Genomic DNA, 23,893 nt, shown 5'->3' with positions numbered 1-23,893 from the left:
GCTTTTCTAAAGCATCCGATGAAGGTGTTCTTTGAAATTTTTGATGTTATGCTATACGAAATTTAAAGGATTGCTTTTGCTAATGCAGTATGTATCACATTTAATAATGCCTGTGAGGTATACTGGCTGCCACTTTCAAAGGAGAGATTTTCAAGCGACTGCGTGCTCACGATCTGCTCCGAGAGATGCGAAGCGGAAGAGGAGAGCAGCGGGTACATAGTTTCGATGGAATCACTTAAAGGACGGCAGGTAACAGAGGTGATCTGGGTGGAATCAACCGTGACTTCGACGTTGACTGCCTGGCTGCCGAGTGTCAGGGTAGAACTGTACATACCAGGCAGATAGGAAATGCCGGCCGCAGCGGGAGCGGAGGCACTCTGCGTCTTCCTGCCCGGTCGGAACATGATGAGGAGAAGTGCGATGAGAAGAAGCCCCAGTCCGATAAAGATAGCAGTATAAATAATCTCTTTCATGCGGAGTACGACAATTTTTGTTTTTGAGCTCATAAAAAATCCCCGGAATTCGTTTAGTACAGTGTATGAGACGGTTTGAGGGAAAATGAAAGAATATGATTTGTTATAAAAATAAAAGTCCCAATTTACATTTGTGTGTCTGATGTATCAACAGTATAATGATACATTTCACAAATTGCGTATGCGATTAGAAAATCAAGTAGTCCAAATTCCATAAAATGAAATTTTAGGGCAAATTACAGACATTAGCTTGGCTGTAGTATTTTTAAACAACATGTGTTAGACTACTGTTATACTAATCGGTATTTAACGAGGAGGTAATGATTATGAGTAGAAATATAAAAGGTGGTTTTTTAACATTAAGTGGTGTTGTTGGTATTGTGGGAATGATAATAGTGGCAATGCAAAATCCAGCAACTGAATGGGTAACGCCACCTGGAAGAATGATTGTAAGTATTTTAGAAAATGGATTATTGATTCCTACGGTTTTATTCCTTGTTCTTTTTATTTATGGATTGTATATTCTCCTAACGGAGAAAAACGATTGAGCAATACCGGTTTGTCGAATTAAGAAAACCGGTATTTGTGGAAGAGGAATTCTGTAATGAAATTTTTTGAAAATACCCGTAAGCCACAAGGCTTCGGCGGAAAATTGATGACGAAGATGATGAACAGCGGTCACGCCAAATTATCGCAATGGGGATTCTCAAATATCTCCGCGAAGTCTGATGCTGAAGTTCTGGACGTCGGCTGTGGCGGCGGAGCAAATATTGCGGTCTGGCTTGATAGATGTGGAAATGGCCACGTGACAGGAATGGATTATTCTGAGGTTAGTGTGGCAGAATCTCAAAAATTGAACGCCCTCGCCATTAAACAAGGGAAATGTAATGTAGTTCAAGGAGATGTATCTGCTATACCCTTTTCTGACGCGACTTTTGATTATGTTTCTGCCTTCGAAACAGTTTACTTTTGGCCAGGATTAGTAAAATGCTTTTCCGAGATCAACCGTGTGCTAAAAAGCGAAGGCATATTCCTGATTTGTAACGAGAGTGACGGAACGAGTGCCGCAGATGAAAAATGGACAAAGATGATCAATGGTATGAAGATTTACACATCTAAACAACTTGTTGCCGCTTTGAAAGAAGCGGGTTTTACAGAGATCAAAACGTATTCAAATGCAAAAAATCATTGGATAAGTATTGTTGCAACGAAATAGCCAAATTCCAGTTTGTCAATTACAGGTGACATTGAAAGAGTCAGCCCATTCAAGGTGCTGGCTCTTTCAAAAATTCAAATCTAATAAATTGCACGACAACTTAGAGTAAAAATGAATACCCATTAGCCAGAAATGAATAGAAAATGAATAAAAGAGTGGTGTTTCGTATAATTATGAGTTAGTATGCATCAGACACACTTTTGTAAAAAGGGAGAAATAAAAAGAGCTGCCATCCGTTGATATGCTTTGATAGGATCCCCCATGTTTTCGTACGGTCAGCGCAGTAAATGCGCAGACCCAAACAGTTACCCCAAATCTACGAAAAGGGAATCTGATCAACGGATGGCAGCTTCTGAGATTTTATGACACGATATTAAACATTGAAGCGGAAGAGTACGACATCGCCGTCCTTTACCACGTAGTCCTTGCCCTCCATGCGTACCAACCCTTTTTCTCTGGCTGCATTATAGGAACCGCAGTCTAAGAGATCCTGATAGTTGACTACCTCAGCTTTGATGAAGCCACGCTCAAAATCGGAGTGGATTTTTCCAGCTGCTTGCGGTGCTTTGGTGCCGACTTTGATGGTCCATGCACGGGTCTCAGTTTCACCGGCAGTCAGGTAGCTGATAAGGCCAAGAATGCGGTAGCTGGCTGCAATCAGTTTTTCAAGACCGGATTCAGTCAGACCGAGATCTTCGAGGAACATTTTCTTCTCATCTTCATCTAACTCAGCGATCTCCTGCTCAATCTGGGCGCAGATAACAAATACCTCGCTGTCGTTCTCAGCTGCAAATTCGCGAACCTGTTTTACATATTCATTGGAAGCACCGTCATCTGCCAGATCATCCTCGGATACGTTGGCAGCGAAGATAACCGGTTTCCAGGTTAAGAGATCCAGCGTATTGATGAACGCGAGTTCATCCTCATCCTCCGGCTCAAAGCTTTTTGCCAGTTTGCCATCTTCCAGGTGAGCATACAGTTTCTTTAAAGTTTCCAGTTCTTTGGCCAGAGCCTTATTTCCCATGGCACTCTTGGTCGTCTTGGCGATACGGCGTTCCAGAACCTCCATATCGGAGAAGATAAGCTCCAGGTTGATGGTTTCGATATCGCGGAGCGGATTGACGCTGCCGTCTACATGGATAACATTTGGATCCTCAAAGCAACGGACAACGTGTACGATCGCGTCTACCTCACGGATATTGGCAAGGAACTGGTTACCAAGACCTTCGCCCTTGGAAGCGCCCTTTACCAGACCAGCGATATCAACGAACTCGATTACAGCCGGAGTGATTTTGGCAGAATTATAAAGAGCTGCTAACTGACCCAGACGCGGATCTGGAACCGATACGACACCGACGTTCGGATCGATGGTACAGAACGGGTAATTGGCAGACTCAGCGCCAGCCTTGGTCAGAGAATTAAACAGTGTACTTTTGCCTACGTTTGGCAGACCTACGATACCTAATTTCATTTTATGATTTACCTATCCGAAAACCCTTTGCTTATCAGGATTTCCGCCTTTCTTTCGGTTTCTTATTGCGCCTTTTTACGCCCTTTTTGTAATGTTTCTTAATTTTAATGAAAGAAATCAATGCAACTATGTATTATAGCAGAAAGACAGCGCTTTTTCAATCTCAAAGGAGACATTTTGTGGCTATAGGAATGCAGAAATGGTTACTGGGCACGTATGCGTGAACAGTAACCAGAAATGTGTAATGGTTGTCTATTTTCCTGTTTAAGAAGTAAGAAAGGATTTTTTAAGGGAGCTGCGGAGTGGTAGGATAGGGCTGAAATACATGATTTTGCAGTAGAAAGAAACTATAAAAATATAGGAATAATTAGAACAAATAAAAAAAAATAAAAAAAACAAAAAAATGCTTGCATTCGCGGAGCGCCTGTGCTATACTAAGCTTCGTCAGTGAGTGACTCACTCGACAGGCAAAAATAAAAAGCAGTAAGCGGGAGTGCTGGAATTGGCAGACAGGCAAGACTAAGGATCTTGTGGGTGTATGCTCGTGTGGGTTCAAGTCCCATCTCCCGCAGTGAGCAGAAGTGGCGGAATTGGCAGACGCGCACGGTTCAGGTCCGTGTGATGGCAACATCATGAGGGTTCAAGTCCCTTCTTCTGCATGACTGATAGCCCGGTACAGAGATGTGCCGGTTTTTTGCTATACTCTGATTCAATAAATTCAGATATAAATTTGCGGAAAACAGGCTTGCAATTTAAATGAAATTGTGCTATACTACTCTTTGTCGGTGAGAAAATCATCGAATAGAGAAAATTGAAAAACAGTAAGCGGGAGTGCTGGAATTGGCAGACAGGCAAGACTAAGGATCTTGTGGGTGTATGCTCGTGTGGGTTCAAGTCCCATCTCCCGCAGTAAGCAGAAGTGGCGGAATTGGCAGACGCGCACGGTTCAGGTCCGTGTGATGGCAACATCATGAGGGTTCAAGTCCCTTCTTCTGCATGATCGATAGCCCGGTACAGAGATGTACCGGGTTTTGTTTTGTTAAAAAAATAGATAGAATATGATGCTGGGATTTGCCATATAAGCATAAACTGTAAAATGAGTGAATTAGTGAATGGCAAGAGCCAGAAAAAAGAAAACCTTTTAAACTTATCTTTGGATGCGACAGAAGCGGAACGGGAAAAGTCCCCGGCACTTCAGATGGGATACGACCAGAATACGAAACGCTGGGAACTAATCATTCAATATAATGGAACTGTGGAAAAGTTGCAGGAACAGCTTCCGCAGGCGGAAATTTATCCACTTTCCGGCGGCTACGCGATTGTGCGGCTCCCTGAATCGCAGGTGGATGATCTGGCAGGATTATCACAGGTTGAGTATATAGAAAAGCCGAAGCGTCTTTATTTTGAGGTGAACCGGGCGATTCGGGATACCTGTATTGCGCCGGTGCAGAGCGGAAATCAAGTCTCTCAAAACGTGTATGGCAGAGATGCTGATTTAAGTGGTCGAGGCACATTGACTGCCATCATCGACTCCGGAATCGATTATTTCCATCCGGACTTTCGAAACGCAGATGGAACGACGCGCATCGCCGCACTTTGGGATCAGGAGCAGAACCGGATTTATACGCGGGAGGAGCTCAACCGGGCATTGGAGGCGGGCAGCCGGGAACGCGCTTACGAGATCGTCCAGTCGCGGGATGTGAGCGGGCACGGGACGGCAGTTGCGGCGATTGCAGCCGGAAATGGCTGGGAGGGCGGCGGACACTACCGGGGAGTAGCCTGGGAGAGTGAACTTCTGGTCGTGAAGCTTGGAACGCCGCTTGCGGATTCATTTCCCAGGACAACAGAGCTGATGCGGGCGTTGGACTATGTGGTGGGAATCGCACAGGAATGGCGGATGCCGGTGGCGGTGAATCTGAGCTTTGGAAATACTTACGGTTCGCATGACGGAACCAGCCTGCTGGAGACGTATCTAAATTCGATGGCAGAGCGGGGGCGGACTTCCATCATCGTGGGAACCGGAAATGAAGGATACGGCATGGGACACCGGGCGGGATTTCTGCAGATGGGACGTCCGGTGGAGATAGAGCTTGCAGTGGGGGAATATCAGACGGGCTTCGGTGTGCAGCTATGGAAATTGTATCAGGACCGGTTTTCAGTGGAAATTTTCAGCCCGGGCGGCAGCAGCACCGGGGTGATCCGGGAATCATTGGGAGCACAGCGCCTTTCCTATGAGACGGAAGAGATTCTTCTATATTATGGGATGCCGAGTCCATACAGTCAGGCGCAGGAGATTTATCTGGATTTGATTCCAAAAGGAAGCTACATTCAGGACGGGCTCTGGAAAATCCGTCTGATTCCAGAAGAAATACGGGATGGTCAGTATGATCTGTGGCTGCCAGCGGGCATGGCACTGAACAGGGAAACACGTTTTTTGGCGGCATCGCCGGACACGACGCTGACAATCCCATCGACCGCCAGCCGGGCGATCTCGGTGGGGGCGTACGATGACGCCACGCAGGCGTATGCAGATTTTTCCGGTCGTGGATTTGCAAGATTGGGGCATCCGATCAAACCAGAGCTGGCGGCACCTGGTGTAAATATCATAACCGCCCGCGCAGGCGGCGGATATGAGGCAGTGACAGGAACTTCCTTTGCCGCTCCATTTGTGACCGGATCGGCGGCGCTGATGATGCAATGGGGGATTGTAAATGGGAACGATCCCTATCTGTATGGGGAGAAGCTGAAAGCATATCTCATCCGCGGGGCGCGGAGTCTGCCGGGGGAGACGGTATATCCGAATGAGCGGTTGGGGTATGGGGCATTGTGTCTGGAGCGAAGTTTCCCGTTGTAAAAACAATAGGAAGTGCAAGGTGCACAAAAAACAATAAATGAAATTGTAAATTATATTTAAAGTGTTAATTGAATTTTTTGCTCAAAAGAGTATAATTTATATGATATAAAATGCAATGAGCATGGAAAGACATAAAAGAACGGAAATACAGAGAGTCACTGGATGGAGCGGGAAGGCTGTTGGGATAGAAAATTTGCCTTTGTTATCCGACTGGATAGCAGAGGCGTTTTTTTATAAATAAACAAAGGAAAGAGGTTTAACTATGAGTGGAGTAATGATGATGATAATCGCCATCGTTGTTCTAGGAGGAGCATACCTCCTGTACGGGCGTTATCTCCAGAATAAGTGGGGCATCGATCCGAATGCCAAAACTCCGGCATATGAGATGGAGGACGGTGTCGATTATGTACCGGCTGATACAAACGTTGTGTTTGGTCATCAATTCGCGTCGATCGCCGGTGCGGGTCCGATCAATGGTCCGATCCAGGCGGCAATTTTTGGCTGGCTTCCGGTCCTGCTTTGGATTTTAATCGGCGGCGTATTTTTCGGCGCCGTTCAGGATTTTGCATCCATGTATGCGTCTGTCAAAAATAAGGGACGTACAATCGGATACATCATCGAAGAGTACATTGGAAAATTAGGAAAGAAATTATTTCTTTTATTCTGCTGGCTGTTCTGTATTCTGGTTGTCGCAGCGTTTGCAGACGTTGTAGCGGGAACATTTAAGGGATTTACGGTCGATGAGGCAGGTGCTGTCACAAAGATAGCGGCAAATGGAGCCGTTGCAACTACTTCTATGTTATTTATCATCGAGGCAGTTGCACTTGGATATTTCCTCAAATATACCAAATTCAACAAATGGATCAACACAGCCGTCGCTATCTTATTACTGGTGGCAGCGATCGCGCTGGGACTGAATTTCCCGGTCTATGTCGATCTTGGAACCTGGCATATTATTATCTTTGTGTACATTCTGATTGCCAGTGTCGCTCCGGTATGGGCGCTGCTTCAGCCGCGTGATTATCTGAACAGCTATCTGCTGATCTTTATGATCGTCGGTGCAGTTATCGGTGTATTTGTGGCCAATCCGGCATGTAATTTGAAACCGTTTACAAGCTTTAATGTAAATGGACAGTATATGTTCCCGATTTTATTTGTAACGATTGCCTGTGGCGCAGTTTCCGGTTTCCATTCTCTGGTATCTTCCGGTACTGCATCTAAACAGATCAAAAATGAAAAGAACATGCTTCCAGTTTCGTTTGGCGCAATGCTGATGGAGAGTATGCTTGCTATCATCGCACTGATTGCAGTTGCTTCCTTTGCAGATGGCGAGGCAGCAGCACAGGGACTTACCACCCAGCCACAGATTTTTGCAGGCGCGATCGCAAATTTTCTTTCCGTAGTTGGTCTGCCGCATTCGCTTGTATTTACATTAATCAACCTGGCGGTATCTGCATTTGCACTGACTTCCCTGGATTCGGTTGCCCGGGTAGGACGTCTGTCGTTCCAGGAATTTTTCATGGATTCGGACACAGACGAGGAAAATATGAGCCCGTTTGTAAAGGTAGTAACCAATAAATATTTTGCAACCATCATCACACTGGTACTCGCGTACCTGCTTACCAAGGTCGGCTATGCAGAGATCTGGCCGTTATTCGGTTCTGCAAACCAGCTGTTATCGGTACTTGCTCTTGTAGCTTGTGCAGTATTCTTAAAGAAAACCAAGCGTCAGGGCTGGATGCTCTGGGTGCCGATGCTGTTCATGATGGCAGTTACCTTTACTGCACTGAGCATGACCATCATAAAGCTCACAAACGCATTTATGACGACCGGTCTGGATCTGGGAAATACACTGCAGCTTGTATTTGCAGTGCTGCTGTTAATCCTGGGTGTATTAGTAGCAATTCAGGGTATCAAGAAACTGCTTGAAAAAGCGGATAAGTAAAAATAATAAGTGAAAATAAAATGTAGATGAGGTCCATCAGGGACAGCCGTTACGTTTTGTATGTATGATAGTAAAGAGAGGATGTCTGTATTCAAAAGAACAGATGTTTTCTCTTTTTCATTCTAAGCCCCTTTGTTCAATAGATGGAAATAAGTAGTCATAATTCCCCTTCTTTCCACATAAAATAAAAAAAGAAAATAGAAAAAGATCAAAAATCCATGGAAAACCTCTGTCCCAAATTACAAAAATATGATATTATTATAAGATAATGGGCGAACTTTCGAATTTATTCCGTAAATTATTCTGAATAAAGGTGGGATCTGGATGAATATCAGAGAAACGATCGAAAAATGGGAACAGGAAACCCTGAGTCCGTATGCGTCGCTGAGTGCGAATACACGGGGACGGGAGCGGAAAGAACCGCTCTGCGACATCCGGCCAGAGTATCAGCGCGATCGCGACCGTATTCTGCACAGCAAATCGTTCCGGCGTCTGAAACAGAAAACGCAGGTTTTTCTGGCGCCGGAGGGCGACCATTACCGGACGCGCCTGACGCACACGCTGGAAGTATCGCAGATAGCGCGCACGATCGCGAAAGCGCTGCGGCTGAATGAGTCTCTGGCGGAGGCGATCGCGCTGGGGCACGATCTGGGACATACGCCGTTTGGTCATTCGGGGGAGGCGGTGCTCAACCGGCTCTGCAGCGAGGGGTTCGCGCATTATCAGCAGAGTGTCCGCATTGTGGAGGTGCTGGAGCAGAAGGGGCAGGGGCTGAACCTGACCTGGGAGGTTCGCAACGGGATCCTGAACCACCGGACGAGCGGTCATCCGGCGACGCTGGAAGGGAATGTTGTGCGGCTTTCAGATAAAATTGCCTACATAAACCATGATATAGATGATGCGATCCGGGGAAAGATCATGAAGGAAGAGGATTTGCCGCGGGAGTACACGGACATTCTGGGAAACAGTGTGCATGAGCGGCTGAATATCATGATCCACGACATCATCGAGCACAGCCAGGACAAGCCGGAGGTGGCGATGTCACCGGAACGCGAGGAGGCGATGCACGGGCTGCGCCGCTGGATGTTTGACCATGTCTACCATGACGGGATTGCGAAAGCGGAGGAAGGGCGCGCACAGCAGATGATCGAGATGCTGTATGGATATTATATGGCGCATCCGGAGGAACTTCCGGAAGAATCCCACCGGATTATGGAGATGAGAAATGAGACGAAAGAGCGCGCGGTATGCGATTATATCGCGGGTATGACAGATATTTACGCGATTGACCGGTTTAAGGAATTGTTTATTCCGAAAGCCTGGAGCGTATAAGGAGGAAGAAATGTATTATCCGGAAGAGGTAATCGAGGAAGTCAGAATGCGTAGCGACATTGTGGATGTGATTTCCGGATACGTGAAGCTGCAGAAGAAGGGAAGCAACCTGTTTGGACTCTGCCCGTTTCATCATGAGAAATCGCCATCCTTTTCGGTGTCGCCGTCCAAGCAGATGTACCACTGCTTTGGCTGCGGTGTCAGCGGCAATGTGATTACGTTTGTGATGGAATATGAAAATTATTCATTCCGCGAGGCGGTTGAGATGCTGGCGGACCGTTCGGGCGTGAAACTGCCGAAGATGGAATATTCTAAAGAGGCAAAGGCGAAGGCGGACCGCAAGGCGGCGCTTCTGGAGATCAATAAGCTGGCAGCCAATTATTTTTATTACCAGCTCAAGCAGCCGCAGGGAAAGATAGGATATGATTATCTGGTAAAGCGGAAGCTGACGGATGAGACGATCCGGCGGTTCGGACTGGGATTTTCCAATAAAATCAGCGACGATCTGTACCGGTATCTGAAAAGCAAGGGCTATGAGGACGAGCTTTTAAAGGATACGGGGCTGGTGACGATCGAGGAGCGCGGCGCCAGGGACAAGTTCTGGAACCGTGTCATGTTTCCGATCATGGATGTCAACAGCCGGGTGATCGGGTTTGGCGGACGTGTCCTCGGGGACGGGGAACCGAAATACTTAAACTCACCGGAGACGATGCTGTTTGACAAAAGCCGGAATCTATACGGACTTAATTACGCGCGTACTTCGAGAAAGAAATATATGATGCTCTGCGAGGGCTACATGGATGTGATTTCCATGCACCAGGCGGGTTATACGAACGCGGTCGCATCGCTGGGAACGGCGCTGACCGAGCAGCACGCGGCGCTTCTGAAGCGGTATACGGATCAGGTCATTCTGACCTACGACAGCGATGGCGCGGGCGTCAAGGCGGCGCTGCGGGCGATTCCGATCCTCAAGCGGGCAGGAATTTCAACCAAGGTACTGAATATGCGTCCGTATAAGGATCCGGATGAATTTATGAAAAATCTGGGAGCAGAGGAGTTTGAAAAGCGGATCGAGACGGCTAGAAACAGCTTTCTCTATGAGATCGATGTGCTGAAAGCCGGCTTTGATATGGAAGATCCGGAGCAGAAGACGGCATTTTACAATCAGACGGCGCGCAAGCTGCTTGAATTTGGCGAGGCGCTGGAGCGGGATAATTATATACAGGCGGTTTCGCGGGAATACTTTATCAATTATGAAGATCTGCGGCGGCTGGTCAACCAGCTCGGAAGCCGGTATGGCGTCGGGGAGACGGCAGCAGGCGGATATGCGGGTCGCTATGGTGATTCATATAGAACCGGAAATACGACTGGTGCGGTACAAAACAGGGAGGTAGGCGGAAGCGTCGGCAGTGCCGGGGCAATGGCGGAAAACCGCGGTGCTGGAAATGCAGAGTTTCCGGGAAATACGGGACCGGCGGTGAGACCGGTGGGCAGGAAGAAGGAGAAGGACGAGGGCATCCGCCGTTCAGAACGCCTGCTTCTTACATGGCTGATTGAAGAACCATCGCTGTATGCCCGGATCAAGGACATCATCGGACCGGAGGATTTTGTAAAACCACTTTATAAAGAAGCAGCAAAAGCTGTATTTGAGGGTCTGGAAGCTGGAAATGTCAATCCGGCGGCGATTTTGAACCGCTTTATCGACGACGAGGGCAATTATAAAGAAGTCGCGGCGCTTTTCAATGCAAGTCTGGAAGAATCCTTAAACAATGAGGAGCAGAAAAAGGCATTTGCGGAGACGGTGCGCCGGATCAAGAAGAACAGCCTCGACGATCAGATCCGGCGGGCGTCGGATTTGAATGAGCTGCAGCGGCTCATACGGGAACAGGCGGGATTGCCTTCGCTCGTAATTACGTTGGAGTGATTGCGGATTGGGAAAAATTGGGTTACTGTACACGGGTAGGCACTTTTGGAACCGAAAGTGCCGTAAGAAAACGTGGTGGCAGCAGGAATTTGCCGTATTGAAATGCGAAGCCACGGCAAATTCCGTTACTGGACACGTATGCGTGTTCAGTAACAAAATTGGAAATGGTCGGGCAGGTTCTGAGGATGGAAGGAAGGACGAACTATGGAAGAGAAAAAAGTTACATTTGAAGAAAAACTCACACAGCTTCTGGAATTGGCAAAAACAAAGAAAAATGTACTGGACAATAAAGAAATATTGAATTATTTCCATGGTGAGATACTGAGCCCGGAACAGCTCGATCAGATCTATGATTTTCTGGAAAATCATCATGTAGACGTTCTCCGGATGGATGACGATGAGGACATGGAGCCAGAACTTTTTGAAGACGGCGAGGAGGAGCCGATCGACGTGGACAACCTGGATCTCAGCATCCCGGATGGCGTCAGCCTCGATGATCCAGTCCGGATGTATCTGAAAGAGATCGGAAAAGTGCCGCTGCTTTCCCCGGAAGAGGAAATTGAACTGGCGAAGCGGATGGAGCTGGGAGATGAAAATGCCAGAAAACGTCTGGCGGAGGCGAATCTGCGCCTGGTTGTCAGCATTGCGAAGCGCTATGTCGGCAGAGGTATGCAGTTCCTTGACCTGATTCAGGAAGGAAATCTGGGTCTTATCAAGGCGGTTGAAAAATATGATTATTCAAAAGGATTTAAGTTCAGCACCTATGCAACCTGGTGGATCCGTCAGGCGATCACGCGCGCGATCGCGGATCAGGCGCGGACGATCCGGATTCCGGTTCACATGGTGGAGACGATCAATCGTCTGATCCGGACTTCCAGACAGCTTTTACAGGAACTTGGACGGGAACCTACCCCGGAGGAGATCGCGGAAAAGATGGAGATGCCGGTTGAGCGTGTGCGGGAGATCATGAAGATTTCACAGGATCCGGTTTCCTTGGAGACACCGATCGGCGAGGAGGAAGACAGTCATCTGGGCGATTTCATTCAGGACGATCATGTGCAGGTTCCGGTCGATGCGGCAACCTATACATTGCTGCATGAACAGCTCATGGAAGTGCTCGATACGCTGACCGAGCGGGAGCAGAAGGTGCTGCGTCTGCGCTTTGGCCTGGACGACGGCAGACCGCGCACGCTCGAAGAGGTAGGACGGCAGTTCAATGTCACCCGCGAGCGGATCCGCCAGATCGAGGCGAAAGCGCTGCGGAAGCTGCGCCATCCGAGCCGGAGCAAAAAATTGAAGGATTATCTGGATGAATGATCTGGAAAGAAGAAATAAAAAGTAGAACACAGGAGAATAAATCATGCGGACAGAAGTAAAACTCTCGAAGCGTCTGGAACGGATCGCTTCTTTTGTACAGCCGGGCAGCCGGGTGGCAGATATCGGCACCGATCACGGTTATGTGCCGATCTGGCTGGTGCAGAAGGGCGTGTGCCCGTCGGCATTGGCGATGGATGTGCGGAAAGGCCCGCTGGAGCGGGCGGAAGAACACGTGGAAGAGGTGGGGCTTTCCGGGAAAATTGAACTGCGCCTGTCAGACGGACTGGCAAAATTGAAGGCAGGCGAGGCAGACACAGTTGTGATCGCAGGAATGGGCGGAAAACTGACCTGCCGGATTCTGGAACAGGGACGCCATGTGTGGGAGAATTGGAGCGAGGGAAAAGAACGCCTGATTCTGTCGCCGCAGTCGGAGCAGGACGAAGTGCGTCATTTTCTGGAAAAACAGGGATTTTCGATTCTCCGGGAAGCGATGCTGACGGACGAGGGAAAATATTACATAGTGATAGAAGCGGCGCGAGGCACGATGCGGCCGGGGAGAGAGCAGGATTACCGTTTTGGAGCCGATTTGATCCGGAAGAAAGATCCGGTGCTGCTTGCGTATCTGGAGAAAGAAGAGAAGATGACGCGGCAGGTGCTGGCAGGGCTGACAGAAAATGATGCCCAGAACAAGAAGAGAACTTTAGAAGCCAGTGAAGCGGGAGAGACGGCGATCAGCCGCCGTGGAGCGCGCATCAACGAACTGACCGCCTATCTGGCGCTGATAGAGGAGACGAGACATGAAATGCAGTGAGATTATCAAGATCCTGGAAACACTTTCGCCGCGCAGCATGGCATGTGACTGGGACAATCCGGGGCTTTTAGCGGGGCGCAGCGGGAAGGAAGTGAAGACGATCTTTCTGGCGGTGGACGCCACCGATTCTGTGATTGAGCAGGCAGAGCAGGCGGGGGCGGATATGATTTTGACGCACCATCCGCTTATTTTCAAAGGAATCAAGCAGGTGTCCGATCAGAATTTCATCGGCAGAAGAGTCCTGCGGATGATTCAGGATGATATTTCCTACTATGCGATGCACACCAATTTTGACGCGGCGCCGGGCTGCATGGCAGATCTGGCGGCAAAGAAGCTGGGACTGACGGATTGTGAGGTTTTAGAGAAAATGGGAGAGACCGGGGACGGCACTTCCTACGGAATCGGATGCACTGGACGATTCGAACAGCCGATGACGCTGCAGGCAGCTGCCGAGCGGGTCAAGGAGGCATTTGGCCTGCCGTATGCGGCGGTATTCGGTAAGCTGGACGGTGAGGCAGTGATTCAGAAAGCGGCGGTCTGCCCGGGTGCGGGCGGAAGCACGATGGGAGAGGCGCTGGCAGCCGGGGCGCAGGTTTATATCACAGGAGATATCAGCCACCATGAAGGAATCGACGCGGTTGCACAGGGCATGGCGGTCATCGACGCTGGACATTATGGAATTGAACACATTTTTACTGAATTTATGGAGAAATATCTGATGGGGAAGCTGGGAGACGCCGTGAAGGTTGTGCGGGAGAAACCGGCGTTTCCAATCCAGATTGTTTAGGGAGGGGATTACATGCCGGAAGTACGGATTGGGAGTGAGATAAAAACATATCCGCAGGGAACCGCCTATGCGGAGATTGCGGAGGAATATCAGAAGAATTACGAGAATGATATTCTTCTGGTCTCGGTAAATGGACGGCTGCGGGAGCTGCATAAAACACTGCAGAAGGACTGCCAGATGGAATTTATCACAGCGGCAGATACGGCTGGCTATCTGGCATATCAGAGAAGTGCCGTCTTTCTGATGATGAAAGCCTTTCAGAATGTGGCAGGCAGGGAAAATGTGAAAAATATCACGGTCTGCTTTTCTGTTGAAAATGGCCTGTATGTGGAGGTGGAAGGCAGGGTAACACTCAGCCAGGAGCTCTTAGACCGTGTGAAAGCGGAGATGAAGCGCCTGTCTGAGCAGGATCTGCCGCTGCAGAAACGGAGTGAAAATACGGATGAGGCGATGGATCATTTCCAGGAGCAGGGCATGTATGACAAGGCGCGTTTGTTCAATTACCGGCGGGCGTCGCGGGTCAATGTTTACCGGCTTGGCGATTATGACGACTATTTCTACGGATATATGGTCATGAGCACCCGGTATCTCAAATATTTTGATTTACAGATGTACGAGGAAGGATTTATCCTGCGTCTGCCGAACAAGAAGCAGCCGAAGGCGATTCAGCCGTTCCATCCGCAGAAAAAATTGTTTGATGTCCAGCAGGAGGCAGAAAAGCTTGGTCACAAGCTCGGTGTATTTGACGTGGGAACACTCAACGATACGATCGCGCAGGGCCGCATGAACGACCTGATCCTGATGCAGGAGGCGCTGCAGGAAAAGAAGATCGGAGATATCGCGGAGCAGATTCATGAGAGCGGACGCAAGCTGGTTATGATTGCGGGACCGTCCTCTTCGGGGAAAACGACATTTTCGCACCGTCTGTCGATTCAGCTCGGTGCGCTGGGATTGAAACCGCATCCGATCGCGGTGGACAATTATTTTGTCAACCGTGTGGACAGTCCGCGGGATGAGAACGGAAATTACGATTATGAGGCGTTAAACTGCATCGATGTGAAACAGTTTAATGAAGATATGGAAGCACTTCTGGCGGGAAAACGCGTGGAGCTGCCGGTTTACAACTTTGTCAAGGGCGAGCGCGAATATAAGGGCGATTTTCTGCAGCTTGGGGCGGAGGATATTTTGGTCATCGAGGGAATTCACTGTTTGAATGATGATTTGTCGTATTCACTGCCGCGTGATAAGAAATTTAAGATTTATATCAGTGCGCTGACCCAGTTAAATATCGACGATCACAACCGCGTTCCGACGACGGACGGACGTCTGATCCGGCGGATGGTCCGCGATGCGAGAACGCGCGGAGCGTCGGCACAGGACACGATCCGGATGTGGGATTCCGTACGCCGGGGCGAGGAGCGGAATATTTTCCCGTATCAGGAAGAGGCGGATGCGATGTTCAACTCTGCGTTTTTATATGAGCTTTCGGTGCTCAAACAGTATGCGGAGCCGATCTTATATAGTGTTCCGCGTGATTCGGCGGAGTACAACGAGGCGAAGCGGCTGCTCAAATTTCTCGATTATTTTCTGGGTGTCAGCAGCGAACAGGTGCCGCACAATTCGATTGTGCGCGAATTTATCGGCGGAAGCTGTTTTAAAGTATGATTGACTGGACAAATGCCTGAAAATATGGTAGAGTTAGGATGTTTTGAGTAAGACAGATGGTCGCGGCTGCAGAACCGAAAGGCTGCAGGTGAGGAAAGTCCGGGCTTCACAGGGCAGGATGCCAGATAACGTCTGGTGGAGGCGACTCCAAGGACAGTGCAACAGAAATGTACCGCCCGGTTTACCGGGTAAGGGTGGAAGGGCAGTGTAAGAGACTACCGCCCGGCTGGTAACAGCCGGGGCACATGTAAACCCCATCCGAAGCAAGACCGAACAGAGAGCGCAAGGCGGCCCGTCTGCTCTCGGGTAGGTCGCTTGAGCCTGCTGGCGACAGCAGGACTAGATAGATGACCATTCAACGACATAACCCGGCTTACCGTTTTGCTCAAATCATTTAAGAGGGCTGTTGCCGAATGCAGATACCAAAGAGCATCTTTATCCGGCAGCGGCTCTTTTTTCTATATTGCATACAAAAGAAAAGGGGGAAATTTTATGTTAGAAGGATTTGCATCACTCGTTGGTGTGATCAGCAATGTTATGTACAGCTATCTGTTGATTATCATGCTGCTGGCGGTCGGACTGTATTTCACACTTCGAAGCCGTTTCGTACAGCTCCGTCTGCTTCCGGAATCAATCCGGGTAGTCGGAGAAAAGACAGACAGCAACTCCGTATCCGCATTTCAGGCGCTGATGGTATCGACGGCGAGCCGCGTCGGCACAGGCAATATCGTAGGTGTAGCCAATGCGATCGCGATCGGCGGTTACGGCGCGGTGTTCTGGATGTGGCTGATCGCGATTGTGGGCGGCGCATCGGCTTTTGTTGAGAGCACGCTGGCACAGATTTATAAGAAGCGCGACGCATCCGGCCGAAGCTACGGAGGTCCGTCTTATTATATCGAGGCGGCGCTGAAGAGCCGTGCGCTGGGCGTTGTCTTCGCGATTGCCCTGATTGCTACTTATGCTGGCGGTTTTAATATGCTGGCGTCTTTTAACCTGATTGACAGCATGTCGAATTACGGCTTTTACCATCAATTTATGATGGGGGACAGGAGCCTGGTTCCGATGATCGGCGGCGCCATTCTGGCGATTCTGGTCGGCATCTGTATCATAGGCGGCGGAAAACAGATTGTCCGCATTACCGGCGTGCTGGTTCCGTTTATGGGCGTTTTCTACATCCTGATGGCGATTGCGGTCATGATCTTAAACATCGGAAGACTCCCGGAGGTATTTGTCAATATCTTATCCAATGCCTTTGATTTCAAGGCGATCTTCGGCGGATTTGCAGGTTCTGCCATGATGCAGGGAATCAAGAGAGGTCTGTATTCCAACGAGGCGGGTGTTGGTTCTGCACCGAACGCGGCGGCAGCAGCCAATGTCAGCCATCCGGTTAAGCAGGGACTGGTACAGATGCTTTCCGTCTTTATCGATACAATCCTCATCTGTACGGCAACAGCGATGATGTGCCTCTGCACCGGTATCGTTCCGTCCGAAGAACTGAAAGGCGCTCCGTTCGTACAGGAATCTTTGGGAACGGTATTTGGCGTGATTGGACCGTATTTCATTACATTTGCACTTCTTTTGTTTGCATTTACGACACTGCTCGGCAACCTGTTCTACTGTGAGGGATGTCTCAACTACATCGCACGCCGTACGCTGAAAAACAAAGAAATGAACGTGTTCCGCCTGTTTGCGGTGGTAGTTGTCTTCATCGGCGCACAGCTCCAGTTCGGTCTGGTATGGGATCTCGCGGATGTCCTCATGGGTATCATGGCGATCATCAACCTGCCGGTTATCGTGATTCTGGGAAATACAGCGCTCAAATGTCTGGATGATTACCTGGTGCAGAAAAAGGAAGGCAAGAATCCGTGCTTCAAGGCTGAGAGTATCGGGCTGGAAGGTAAGACAGAGTTCTGGAATTAAGATGTTCAAGGGTAGGCACTTTTGGAATCTATAATCTGGAAAATAATAAAAGCCATGAAATCGCTTATGATCTGTAAATCTACAGAAAAGTCGTTCATGGCTTTTTTGATATTCATTTGATATATTCAGGAGAATTTACAGCGAATACTTCTCATCACAGTACTGGCAGCGGTATACCTCTTTTTCCTCATCCGCGAGATAGAAGATATGCGGAAGCTCCTGCTCGATCGAGGTAATGCAGCGCGGGTTCTTGCAGTGGATGACATTCGTGATTTTTTTCGGCATCTTGACATTTTTTTTCTCTACGATTTTTCCATCCTTGATGATGTTGATCGTGATACGGTGATCGATGTAGCCGAGCACATCAACATTTACCAGATCAAGGCTGCCGTCGATCTTGATGATGTCCTTGCGTCCCATCTTGCTGCTGCGCGCATTTTTGATAATAGCCACCTGGCAGTCCAGCTTGTCCAGCCCCAGTTTAAAGTAAATATCCATACTGCGTCCTGCCTGGATGTGGTCCAGAACAAAACCTTCTTTTAATCCGCTGATATTTAACATGGTTTTTCCACCTCCAGTAAAGTCATGATCAGAGCCATACGGACGTATACGCCGTACTGAACCTGTTTGAAGTAAGCGGCACGCGGGTCGTTGTCCACCTCAACGGAAATCTCATTGACACGCGGAAGCGGATGGAGCACAAACATATCATCACGGGCAAGCTCCATCTTCTTTTTGTCGAGAATGTAGCAGTCTTTCATACGGATGTAATCTTCCTCGTTGAAGAAACGCTCTCTCTGGACACGTGTCATGTAGAGAATATCAAGCTCCGGCATCGCCTCATCCAGGTTTTCCACCTCTTTGTACTCGATTCCCTTTGCATTCAGTGTATCCTCAATGATATAATCCGGGACGCGCAGTTCCGGCGGGGAAATGAGGACGAAACGGATGCCTGTGTAGCGGGACAGCGCATTGATTAAGGAGTGAACCGTGCGTCCGAATTTTAAATCGCCGCACAGACCGACTGTTAAATTGTTCAGGCGTCCTTTTAAAGAACGGATCGTCATCAGATCGGTCAAGGTCTGCGTCGGATGCTGGTGACCGCCGTCGCCGGCATTGATAACCGGGATGGAAGAGTGCAGGGAAGCAACCATCGGCGCACCTTCCTTCGGGTGGCGCATCGCGCAGATATCTGCGAAGCAGGAGATAACGCGGATGGTATCTGCCACACTCTCGCCCTTGGAAGCAGAGCTTGAATCGGCAGAAGCAAAGCCAAGAACCCGTCCCCCTAAGTTCAGCATAGCAGCCTCAAAACTTAAGCGTGTACGGGTGCTTGGCTCATAAAACAGAGTCGCGATTTTCTTTCCGTCGCAGACGTGTGCATATTTGGCTGGATTGGCTTCGATATCGGAAGCGAGATCCAGAAGCTGGTCGATCTCCTCAACGGAAAAATCCAGTGGATTCAGCAAATGTCTCATTTGATTCTCCTTCTCTATTCGTATTAGCATATTTTTCCCAACTATTATAAAACATTTCCAGATGGATTGCTATAGCTTTTAATGATCTGTGATATAAAAAATATGAATAGGGGGGATAGAAAATATGGACAATGTGATGACGGCTGGAAGATTACCTGCGATGAAATAGGAAATAAAAATGACTTTCCAGGGCAAAATAGATTAGCGTAAGGAACGGTCAGACAGGGTGAAAAATCTGGTAAGAAAAGCGTAAGGAACATTAAGAAAAATAAGGTAGGAGAATTGAAACAAATCCGGTATAATGTAGAAAGAAGAACTGGAATTGCAATGGTTGAAACTTGTATAAATCCAGGTTGTCAGGAATGGATTTCGATGGAATATTCAGGAGCATGAAATAAGTTAGAAAATGGAGAAGGCTGATGGAAGAGCGGAAAGTGCCGGGGAAGAATGAACTCCGGAAACGGGAACCTGTCATACAGGTAAAAAATCTATATAAAGTCTACCGCGTCGGCGAGACGAAGGTATACGCGCTGAACGGCGTTGATTTTACGATGTACCGTGGCGAATTCTGTGCGATTGTAGGTACCTCCGGTTCGGGTAAATCTACCTTATTGAATATGCTGGCGGGGCTGGAGAAGCCGACGAAGGGCGAGATTGTCATAGCCGGACAGCACATAGAAAAATTAAACGAGAACCAGCTGGTGGCATTCCGCCGGGAGCGGGTCGGATTTATCTTCCAGTCATATAACCTGCTCGGTACGATGAATGCGGTTGAAAATGTAGCGCTTCCGCTGTCCTTCCGCGGTGTGCCGCGCGTCAGGCGCCGGGAGATGGCGGAAAAATATCTGAAAATGGTCGGACTGGAAAAAGTCGGCGATCATATGCCGAACCAGATGTCCGGCGGGCAGCAGCAGCGTGTCGGCATCGCACGGGCGCTGGTGGTACATCCAGAGATCATTTTTGCAGACGAGCCGACTGGAAATCTGGATTCGCACACGACGATGGATGTGCTGAAACTGATGCAGCGGATCGTCCGGGAACAGAACCAGACGCTGGTTATGGTTACGCATGATAACCATCTGGCGGCGTATGCGGACCGGATTTTCCATATTATCGATGGTAAGATTGTGAAGATAGAGGAGAATCGGCAAATGGGCAAGGAAGATGGGAAAATAGAGGAAATTTAAGAGAGCGAAAGACGGAGCAGATATGAAATAGACAGATAAAAATAGAGTGTTGGCTGTGTCTGGAATTTAGAAGGCTAAAACACAGGAATGCTGACGATAGAATGAGAAATTGATAAAAGCAGCATTTAATGTGAGAGGATATGGAGGTATGAAAAATGAGAGGTATGAGAAAGTGGAAGAGATGGGCGGTGTTTTTGCTGCTTTTTGTGGTGCTGGCAGTGGGAGGAAGCCGGACAGCGCAGGCGGAGATGCTGGATATGACAAAATATAACAATGATTTAATTACCGTCAGCAAAGTGCCGCACGGAAAGGCCGGAAATAAAATTTCGATTAAGATGACGGTTCATAATAATGGCAGCAAAGGAGATAATTATTTAAGAACAATTCGTTTAGCCAATGCGGATCAATACGATCAATTTTATACATATGATGATGACGATGATGATGACAGTGATTCGGATTCCAATATTTCATGGTCTGGAAAACATTTTCCATTTGAAGCTGATTCAAATACGTTTAAAGAAAAAAGAATTGATGTAAAGCCAGGTTCGTCTAAAAGTGTAACATTGACGTATAAACTGCGCCGGGATTTGGCAGCAGGATATTATCAGGCGTTTTTCTATATTGATGACAGCCTAAAAGTCGGCATCAACATCTGGGTATCCGCCTACGATGGTTCCTCCACCGAGGAAGACGACAACACGAAGCTGGATTACGATTTTTCCATCGGCGATAACCAGCAGACGCCGTATGCGGGGTACAATCAGGTCATGGATTTTGGCGTGAACCTGACCAATACGGGACTTAAAAAGGTTTACGATGTCCGCGTGGATATGCAGCTTGACGCAGATATTACGAAATTCCCGTTTGATATCAATGAGGGCAACTATAACCGTAAAATGGGGGATATGGAATCAGGGCAGATGGTGACGGTTCCGTACAGCATGATGGTGCGTGAGGACGTAAAATCGGGCTTTTTCCCGATTCACTATCTGGTTACATACCGCGAAGAAGAGGGCGGCGAGTTTTCGGAGCCGGTGGACAAGGTGTTTTACGTGCGCGTCAAGGGAAAAGATGACGATGAGCTGTCGGCGGATGCGGGCGAGCAGGATCGAACCAAGGCGCGTATCATCGTGGACAGCTTCGAGACGATCCCGGCAGAGATCTATGCCGGGCAGCCGTTTGAGCTGCGCGTGCGGATGAAGAATGCCTCCTCCGATGTATCGGCTTCCAATATCATGTTTACATTTGCGTCAGAAGAGGTTGAAAATACACCGATCTTTACCTCGGAGAGCGGTTCGACTTCGGTGGTAGTCAACAATATGGCGCCGGGGGCGACGGCGGATTTGTCGATGGTGTTCAAGGCAGCGCCGACGGCAGAGCAGAAATCATACCGCATGACAATCCAGGAGCAGTACGACAGCCCGGAGTTTAAAAATGCCAAGGAAGAGGTCAAGATTGCACTTCCGGTCAAGCAGGAGCCGCGTCTGAACACCAGTACGATCGATGTGATGCCGGATGCGGTTGAGGTTGGTTCTGAGACGAATGTCATGTTTGGCATCAACAACACCGGAAAAGTAATTCTTTACAATGTTATGGCGCGTTTTGAGGCAGATTCTATCCAACCAGCTGACGCTTATGTGGGAAATATCAAGCCGGGCGAAACCGGCAATGTCGATACGATGCTGACCGCGATTGCGCCGACAACCGATGATGGAAAAGTGAAGATTATCATTTCCTATGAGGATGAAAATGGAGTCGTTTCAGAGACTGAAAAAGAAATGCTTCTGAACGTGAGTGAGGCGTTTTCCGATGACGGGATGGACGGCATGGATGGAATGGACAACGGCATGGATGCAGATGCCGATGCGGCGCAAGCGGGCGGCGCTGGGCGGATCGCTCCGATGCTTGTGATCGCTGCGCTGGTGGGCGCAGGTGTCGGTGTAGTTGTCTGGAAGAGGAAAAAGAAGAAAATAGCAGGAGAAAAGGCGCTTGAAGACGAATTAGAAGAGGAACTGGACAATGAGCTGGGCGAGCCGGAAATGACGACAGCAGATGTATCGGAAGACGAAACAAAGGACGTTGAAAAAGAACAAAACGATCATCTGAAAAGAAAGAAAAAATAGAAAGGACCGGTGAAAATGAGATTCAGTGATCTGCTGACGATGAGCGTCAACAACCTGTTTCGCAGAAAGCTCCGTACCTTTCTGACGGTTCTGGGAGTCGTGATTGGTACGGCATCGATCGTTGTCATGGTTTCCATCGGAATAGGACTGAAAGAATTTACCATCAAACAGTATTCTTCCTATGGAAGCCTGACCGCGATTCAGGTATATAATTATAACAATGGAAATTCCAGTGACAAGAAAAATCCGGAAGACAGCTTCATGACGGATGAGACGATGAAGACATTTGAAAAGATTCCGCATGTGACAAGTGCTTATCCGGATCTGAACCTGAATGTGATTATGCGTCAGGGTGCCTACGAGGGAAACGTGCAGCTGCATGGGATCCCCTTGGGAGCGATGAAGAATATCAAGCTGGGAGAAGGAAGCCTGCCGACAACTGAAACGAAGGACATGGAGATGGTAGTCGGAAATATGGTCGCACAGAATTTTAGCAATGCCAAGACAGGAAAAGGTTACTGGGACACCGGGGAGATGCCGGATATCGATTTTATCAATAAGCCGATGTTCACGATCTTTGACACGGATGCCTACTATCAGTCTAAGGGCAATTCCGGCGGTGATGACGGCAGCCAGAAGGTGGCGGCTCCGAAGAAATATATGCTGAAAACCGCCGGTATGGTCGCAGGCGGACCGGATGAGTGGAGTGATTACAGCTACGGCGTCTACGTTGATCTGGATAAGCTCAAGACACAGCTAAAACAGGTGTTCAAGAAAAAGCCGATTCCGGGTCAGCCGACCAATAAAAAAGGAAAACCGTACAATTATTTTGTATATGAGGAAGCGACGGTCAATGTGGACGATATGGATCATGTAATAGAGGTACAGAAAGCCATCAGCAACATGGGCTATGAGGCAAACAGCCAGATGGAATGGCTGGAACAGTCTAAACAGCAGTCCAACATGATCCAGGCAGCCCTCGGCGGCATCGGCGCTGTTTCCTTGCTGGTAGCTGCGATCGGCATTGCCAACACGATGATGATGTCGATCTATGAGCGGACGAAGGAGATTGGCGTGCTGAAAGTGTTAGGATGTTCCCTTGCAACTATCCGAAATATGTTTCTGATTGAGGCGGGTTTTATCGGCTTCATGGGAGGACTCATCGGACTGGCGCTGAGTTTTATGGTTTCCGTGCTGATTAACCAGTTTCTGGCAGCGACTTTTTTATATGGAATGGATGGAAAACTGTCCGTGATCCCGATCTGGCTGGCAGTTCCATCGGTAGGATTTGCCATCATCATCGGCATGGCAGCCGGATTCTTCCCGGCAATGCGCGCGATGAAGCTGAGTCCGTTGGCGGCGATACGGAATGAGTGATACGTTTGCT

At 48.7% G+C, this 23,893-nt stretch carries 18 protein-coding genes, 4 tRNA genes and 1 other RNA gene; 19 read left to right on the top strand and 4 right to left on the bottom strand.

Going from position 1 to position 23,893, the window contains the following annotated elements:
* Positions 1–62 precede the first annotated feature (62 nt).
* Positions 63–506, bottom strand: a complete 444-nt coding sequence (locus tag C7U56_RS12880; protein ID WP_022359781.1) for a hypothetical protein — start codon at positions 504–506, stop codon at positions 63–65.
* A gap of 293 nt (positions 507–799) precedes the next feature.
* Between C7U56_RS12880 and C7U56_RS12875 the strand changes: the two genes are divergently transcribed.
* Together C7U56_RS12875 and C7U56_RS12870 are read left to right on the top strand one after the other, a co-directional pair.
* Positions 800–1,021, top strand: coding sequence for a peptidase M50 (locus C7U56_RS12875; protein ID WP_107001555.1), 222 nt, complete (start codon positions 800–802; stop codon positions 1,019–1,021).
* Positions 1,022–1,077: 56 nt separating this feature from the next.
* Positions 1,078–1,689 carry a class I SAM-dependent methyltransferase gene (locus tag C7U56_RS12870; RefSeq protein WP_107001554.1) on the top strand — a complete coding sequence of 204 codons (612 nt, stop codon included), beginning with the start codon at positions 1,078–1,080 and terminating at the stop codon, positions 1,687–1,689.
* A gap of 373 nt (positions 1,690–2,062) precedes the next feature.
* Here the strand turns inward: C7U56_RS12870 and ychF are convergent, their stop codons facing one another.
* Positions 2,063–3,160 (bottom strand): redox-regulated ATPase YchF, encoded by a 1,098-nt coding sequence (gene ychF, locus C7U56_RS12865; protein ID WP_107001553.1) that lies wholly within the window; start codon positions 3,158–3,160, stop codon positions 2,063–2,065.
* Between the two features lie 487 nt (positions 3,161–3,647).
* On the opposite strand from ychF, the gene C7U56_RS12860 reads away from it, so the two are divergent.
* From C7U56_RS12860 to C7U56_RS12795, 14 genes are all read left to right on the top strand, one after another.
* Positions 3,648–3,731: transfer RNA gene (locus C7U56_RS12860), tRNA-Leu, on the top strand.
* Positions 3,732–3,735: 4 nt separating this feature from the next.
* A tRNA-Leu gene (locus C7U56_RS12855) sits at positions 3,736–3,819 on the top strand.
* A gap of 166 nt (positions 3,820–3,985) precedes the next feature.
* A tRNA-Leu gene (locus C7U56_RS12850) sits at positions 3,986–4,069 on the top strand.
* A gap of 4 nt (positions 4,070–4,073) precedes the next feature.
* Positions 4,074–4,157: transfer RNA gene (locus tag C7U56_RS12845), tRNA-Leu, on the top strand.
* Positions 4,158–4,256: 99 nt separating this feature from the next.
* Positions 4,257–6,014: a S8 family peptidase gene (locus tag C7U56_RS12840; RefSeq protein ID WP_107001552.1), complete on the top strand. Its 1,758-nt coding sequence runs from the start codon at positions 4,257–4,259 to the stop codon at positions 6,012–6,014.
* A 262-nt stretch (positions 6,015–6,276) separates the two neighbouring features.
* A complete protein-coding gene (locus tag C7U56_RS12835; RefSeq protein WP_022359691.1) occupies positions 6,277–7,959 on the top strand; it encodes a carbon starvation CstA family protein in 1,683 nt (560 codons plus the stop codon).
* Positions 7,960–8,283: 324 nt separating this feature from the next.
* Positions 8,284–9,291, top strand: a complete 1,008-nt coding sequence (locus C7U56_RS12830; protein WP_022359692.1) for a deoxyguanosinetriphosphate triphosphohydrolase — start codon at positions 8,284–8,286, stop codon at positions 9,289–9,291.
* Positions 9,292–9,301: 10 nt separating this feature from the next.
* Positions 9,302–11,215 (top strand): DNA primase, encoded by a 1,914-nt coding sequence (gene dnaG / locus C7U56_RS12825; protein ID WP_107001551.1) that lies wholly within the window; start codon positions 9,302–9,304, stop codon positions 11,213–11,215.
* 204 nt (positions 11,216–11,419) lie between these two features.
* On the top strand, positions 11,420–12,532 hold the full coding sequence (gene rpoD / locus C7U56_RS12820) for an RNA polymerase sigma factor RpoD (protein ID WP_107001550.1): 1,113 nt from the start codon (positions 11,420–11,422) through the stop codon (positions 12,530–12,532).
* A 43-nt stretch (positions 12,533–12,575) separates the two neighbouring features.
* Entirely contained in the window at positions 12,576–13,343 is a 768-nt protein-coding gene (locus C7U56_RS12815; RefSeq protein WP_107001549.1) for a tRNA (adenine(22)-N(1))-methyltransferase, read from the top strand.
* Positions 13,330–14,130: a Nif3-like dinuclear metal center hexameric protein gene (locus C7U56_RS12810; RefSeq protein WP_107001548.1), complete on the top strand. Its 801-nt coding sequence runs from the start codon at positions 13,330–13,332 to the stop codon at positions 14,128–14,130. The genes C7U56_RS12815 and C7U56_RS12810 overlap by 14 nt, the downstream gene beginning before the upstream one ends.
* Positions 14,131–14,142: 12 nt before the next feature.
* Positions 14,143–15,795 (top strand): nucleoside kinase, encoded by a 1,653-nt coding sequence (locus C7U56_RS12805; RefSeq protein WP_107001547.1) that lies wholly within the window; start codon positions 14,143–14,145, stop codon positions 15,793–15,795.
* A 44-nt stretch (positions 15,796–15,839) separates the two neighbouring features.
* An RNA gene (gene rnpB, locus C7U56_RS12800) (RNase P RNA component class A) lies at positions 15,840–16,187 on the top strand.
* 100 nt (positions 16,188–16,287) lie between these two features.
* Entirely contained in the window at positions 16,288–17,715 is a 1,428-nt protein-coding gene (locus C7U56_RS12795; RefSeq protein WP_107001546.1) for an alanine/glycine:cation symporter family protein, read from the top strand.
* 135 nt (positions 17,716–17,850) lie between these two features.
* On the opposite strand, the gene C7U56_RS12790 is transcribed toward C7U56_RS12795, so the two are convergent.
* The gene (locus C7U56_RS12790) at positions 17,851–18,276 is read right to left on the bottom strand and encodes an aspartate carbamoyltransferase regulatory subunit (RefSeq protein ID WP_107001545.1); all 426 of its coding nucleotides are present in this window, start codon (positions 18,274–18,276) and stop codon (positions 17,851–17,853) included.
* Entirely contained in the window at positions 18,270–19,193 is a 924-nt protein-coding gene (gene pyrB / locus C7U56_RS12785; protein ID WP_107001544.1) for an aspartate carbamoyltransferase, read from the bottom strand. The genes C7U56_RS12790 and pyrB overlap by 7 nt, the downstream gene beginning before the upstream one ends.
* Before the next feature lie 419 nt (positions 19,194–19,612).
* On the opposite strand from pyrB, the gene C7U56_RS12780 reads away from it, so the two are divergent.
* The 3 genes from C7U56_RS12780 to C7U56_RS12770 all read left to right on the top strand — a co-directional run bounded on the left by C7U56_RS12780 (position 19,613) and on the right by C7U56_RS12770 (position 23,883).
* Positions 19,613–20,380 carry an ABC transporter ATP-binding protein gene (locus tag C7U56_RS12780; protein ID WP_107001543.1) on the top strand — a complete coding sequence of 256 codons (768 nt, stop codon included), beginning with the start codon at positions 19,613–19,615 and terminating at the stop codon, positions 20,378–20,380.
* Positions 20,381–20,535: 155 nt separating this feature from the next.
* Positions 20,536–22,506, top strand: a complete 1,971-nt coding sequence (locus tag C7U56_RS12775; RefSeq protein WP_227589713.1) for a COG1361 S-layer family protein — start codon at positions 20,536–20,538, stop codon at positions 22,504–22,506.
* 15 nt (positions 22,507–22,521) lie between these two features.
* Positions 22,522–23,883 carry an ABC transporter permease gene (locus C7U56_RS12770; protein ID WP_107001542.1) on the top strand — a complete coding sequence of 454 codons (1,362 nt, stop codon included), beginning with the start codon at positions 22,522–22,524 and terminating at the stop codon, positions 23,881–23,883.
* Positions 23,884–23,893 lie beyond the last annotated feature (10 nt).

The organism is Clostridium fessum (genome assembly GCF_003024715.1).
Lineage (GTDB): Bacteria > Bacillota > Clostridia > Lachnospirales > Lachnospiraceae > Otoolea > Otoolea fessa.
This window is presented reverse-complemented; position numbering and strand designations above follow the sequence as displayed.

What these genes read in the sequence shown, in the direction of transcription:
- C7U56_RS12840 (WP_107001552.1), top strand. Translation starts at nt 4,257, where the DNA reads ATGAGTGAATTAGTGAATGGCAAGAGCCAGAAAAAAGAAAACCTTTTA.
- C7U56_RS12815 (WP_107001549.1), top strand. Translation starts at nt 12,576, where the DNA reads ATGCGGACAGAAGTAAAACTCTCGAAGCGTCTGGAACGGATCGCTTCT.
- C7U56_RS12875 (WP_107001555.1), top strand. Translation starts at nt 800, where the DNA reads ATGAGTAGAAATATAAAAGGTGGTTTTTTAACATTAAGTGGTGTTGTT.
- pyrB (WP_107001544.1), bottom strand. Translation starts at nt 19,193, where the DNA reads ATGAGACATTTGCTGAATCCACTGGATTTTTCCGTTGAGGAGATCGAC.
- ychF (WP_107001553.1), bottom strand. Translation starts at nt 3,160, where the DNA reads ATGAAATTAGGTATCGTAGGTCTGCCAAACGTAGGCAAAAGTACACTG.
- C7U56_RS12870 (WP_107001554.1), top strand. Translation starts at nt 1,078, where the DNA reads ATGAAATTTTTTGAAAATACCCGTAAGCCACAAGGCTTCGGCGGAAAA.
- C7U56_RS12830 (WP_022359692.1), top strand. Translation starts at nt 8,284, where the DNA reads ATGAATATCAGAGAAACGATCGAAAAATGGGAACAGGAAACCCTGAGT.
- C7U56_RS12880 (WP_022359781.1), bottom strand. Translation starts at nt 506, where the DNA reads ATGAGCTCAAAAACAAAAATTGTCGTACTCCGCATGAAAGAGATTATT.
- C7U56_RS12780 (WP_107001543.1), top strand. Translation starts at nt 19,613, where the DNA reads ATGGAAGAGCGGAAAGTGCCGGGGAAGAATGAACTCCGGAAACGGGAA.
- C7U56_RS12790 (WP_107001545.1), bottom strand. Translation starts at nt 18,276, where the DNA reads ATGTTAAATATCAGCGGATTAAAAGAAGGTTTTGTTCTGGACCACATC.
- C7U56_RS12795 (WP_107001546.1), top strand. Translation starts at nt 16,288, where the DNA reads ATGTTAGAAGGATTTGCATCACTCGTTGGTGTGATCAGCAATGTTATG.
- C7U56_RS12770 (WP_107001542.1), top strand. Translation starts at nt 22,522, where the DNA reads ATGAGATTCAGTGATCTGCTGACGATGAGCGTCAACAACCTGTTTCGC.
- C7U56_RS12805 (WP_107001547.1), top strand. Translation starts at nt 14,143, where the DNA reads ATGCCGGAAGTACGGATTGGGAGTGAGATAAAAACATATCCGCAGGGA.
- C7U56_RS12810 (WP_107001548.1), top strand. Translation starts at nt 13,330, where the DNA reads ATGAAATGCAGTGAGATTATCAAGATCCTGGAAACACTTTCGCCGCGC.
- rpoD (WP_107001550.1), top strand. Translation starts at nt 11,420, where the DNA reads ATGGAAGAGAAAAAAGTTACATTTGAAGAAAAACTCACACAGCTTCTG.
- dnaG (WP_107001551.1), top strand. Translation starts at nt 9,302, where the DNA reads ATGTATTATCCGGAAGAGGTAATCGAGGAAGTCAGAATGCGTAGCGAC.
- C7U56_RS12775 (WP_227589713.1), top strand. Translation starts at nt 20,536, where the DNA reads ATGAGAGGTATGAGAAAGTGGAAGAGATGGGCGGTGTTTTTGCTGCTT.
- C7U56_RS12835 (WP_022359691.1), top strand. Translation starts at nt 6,277, where the DNA reads ATGAGTGGAGTAATGATGATGATAATCGCCATCGTTGTTCTAGGAGGA.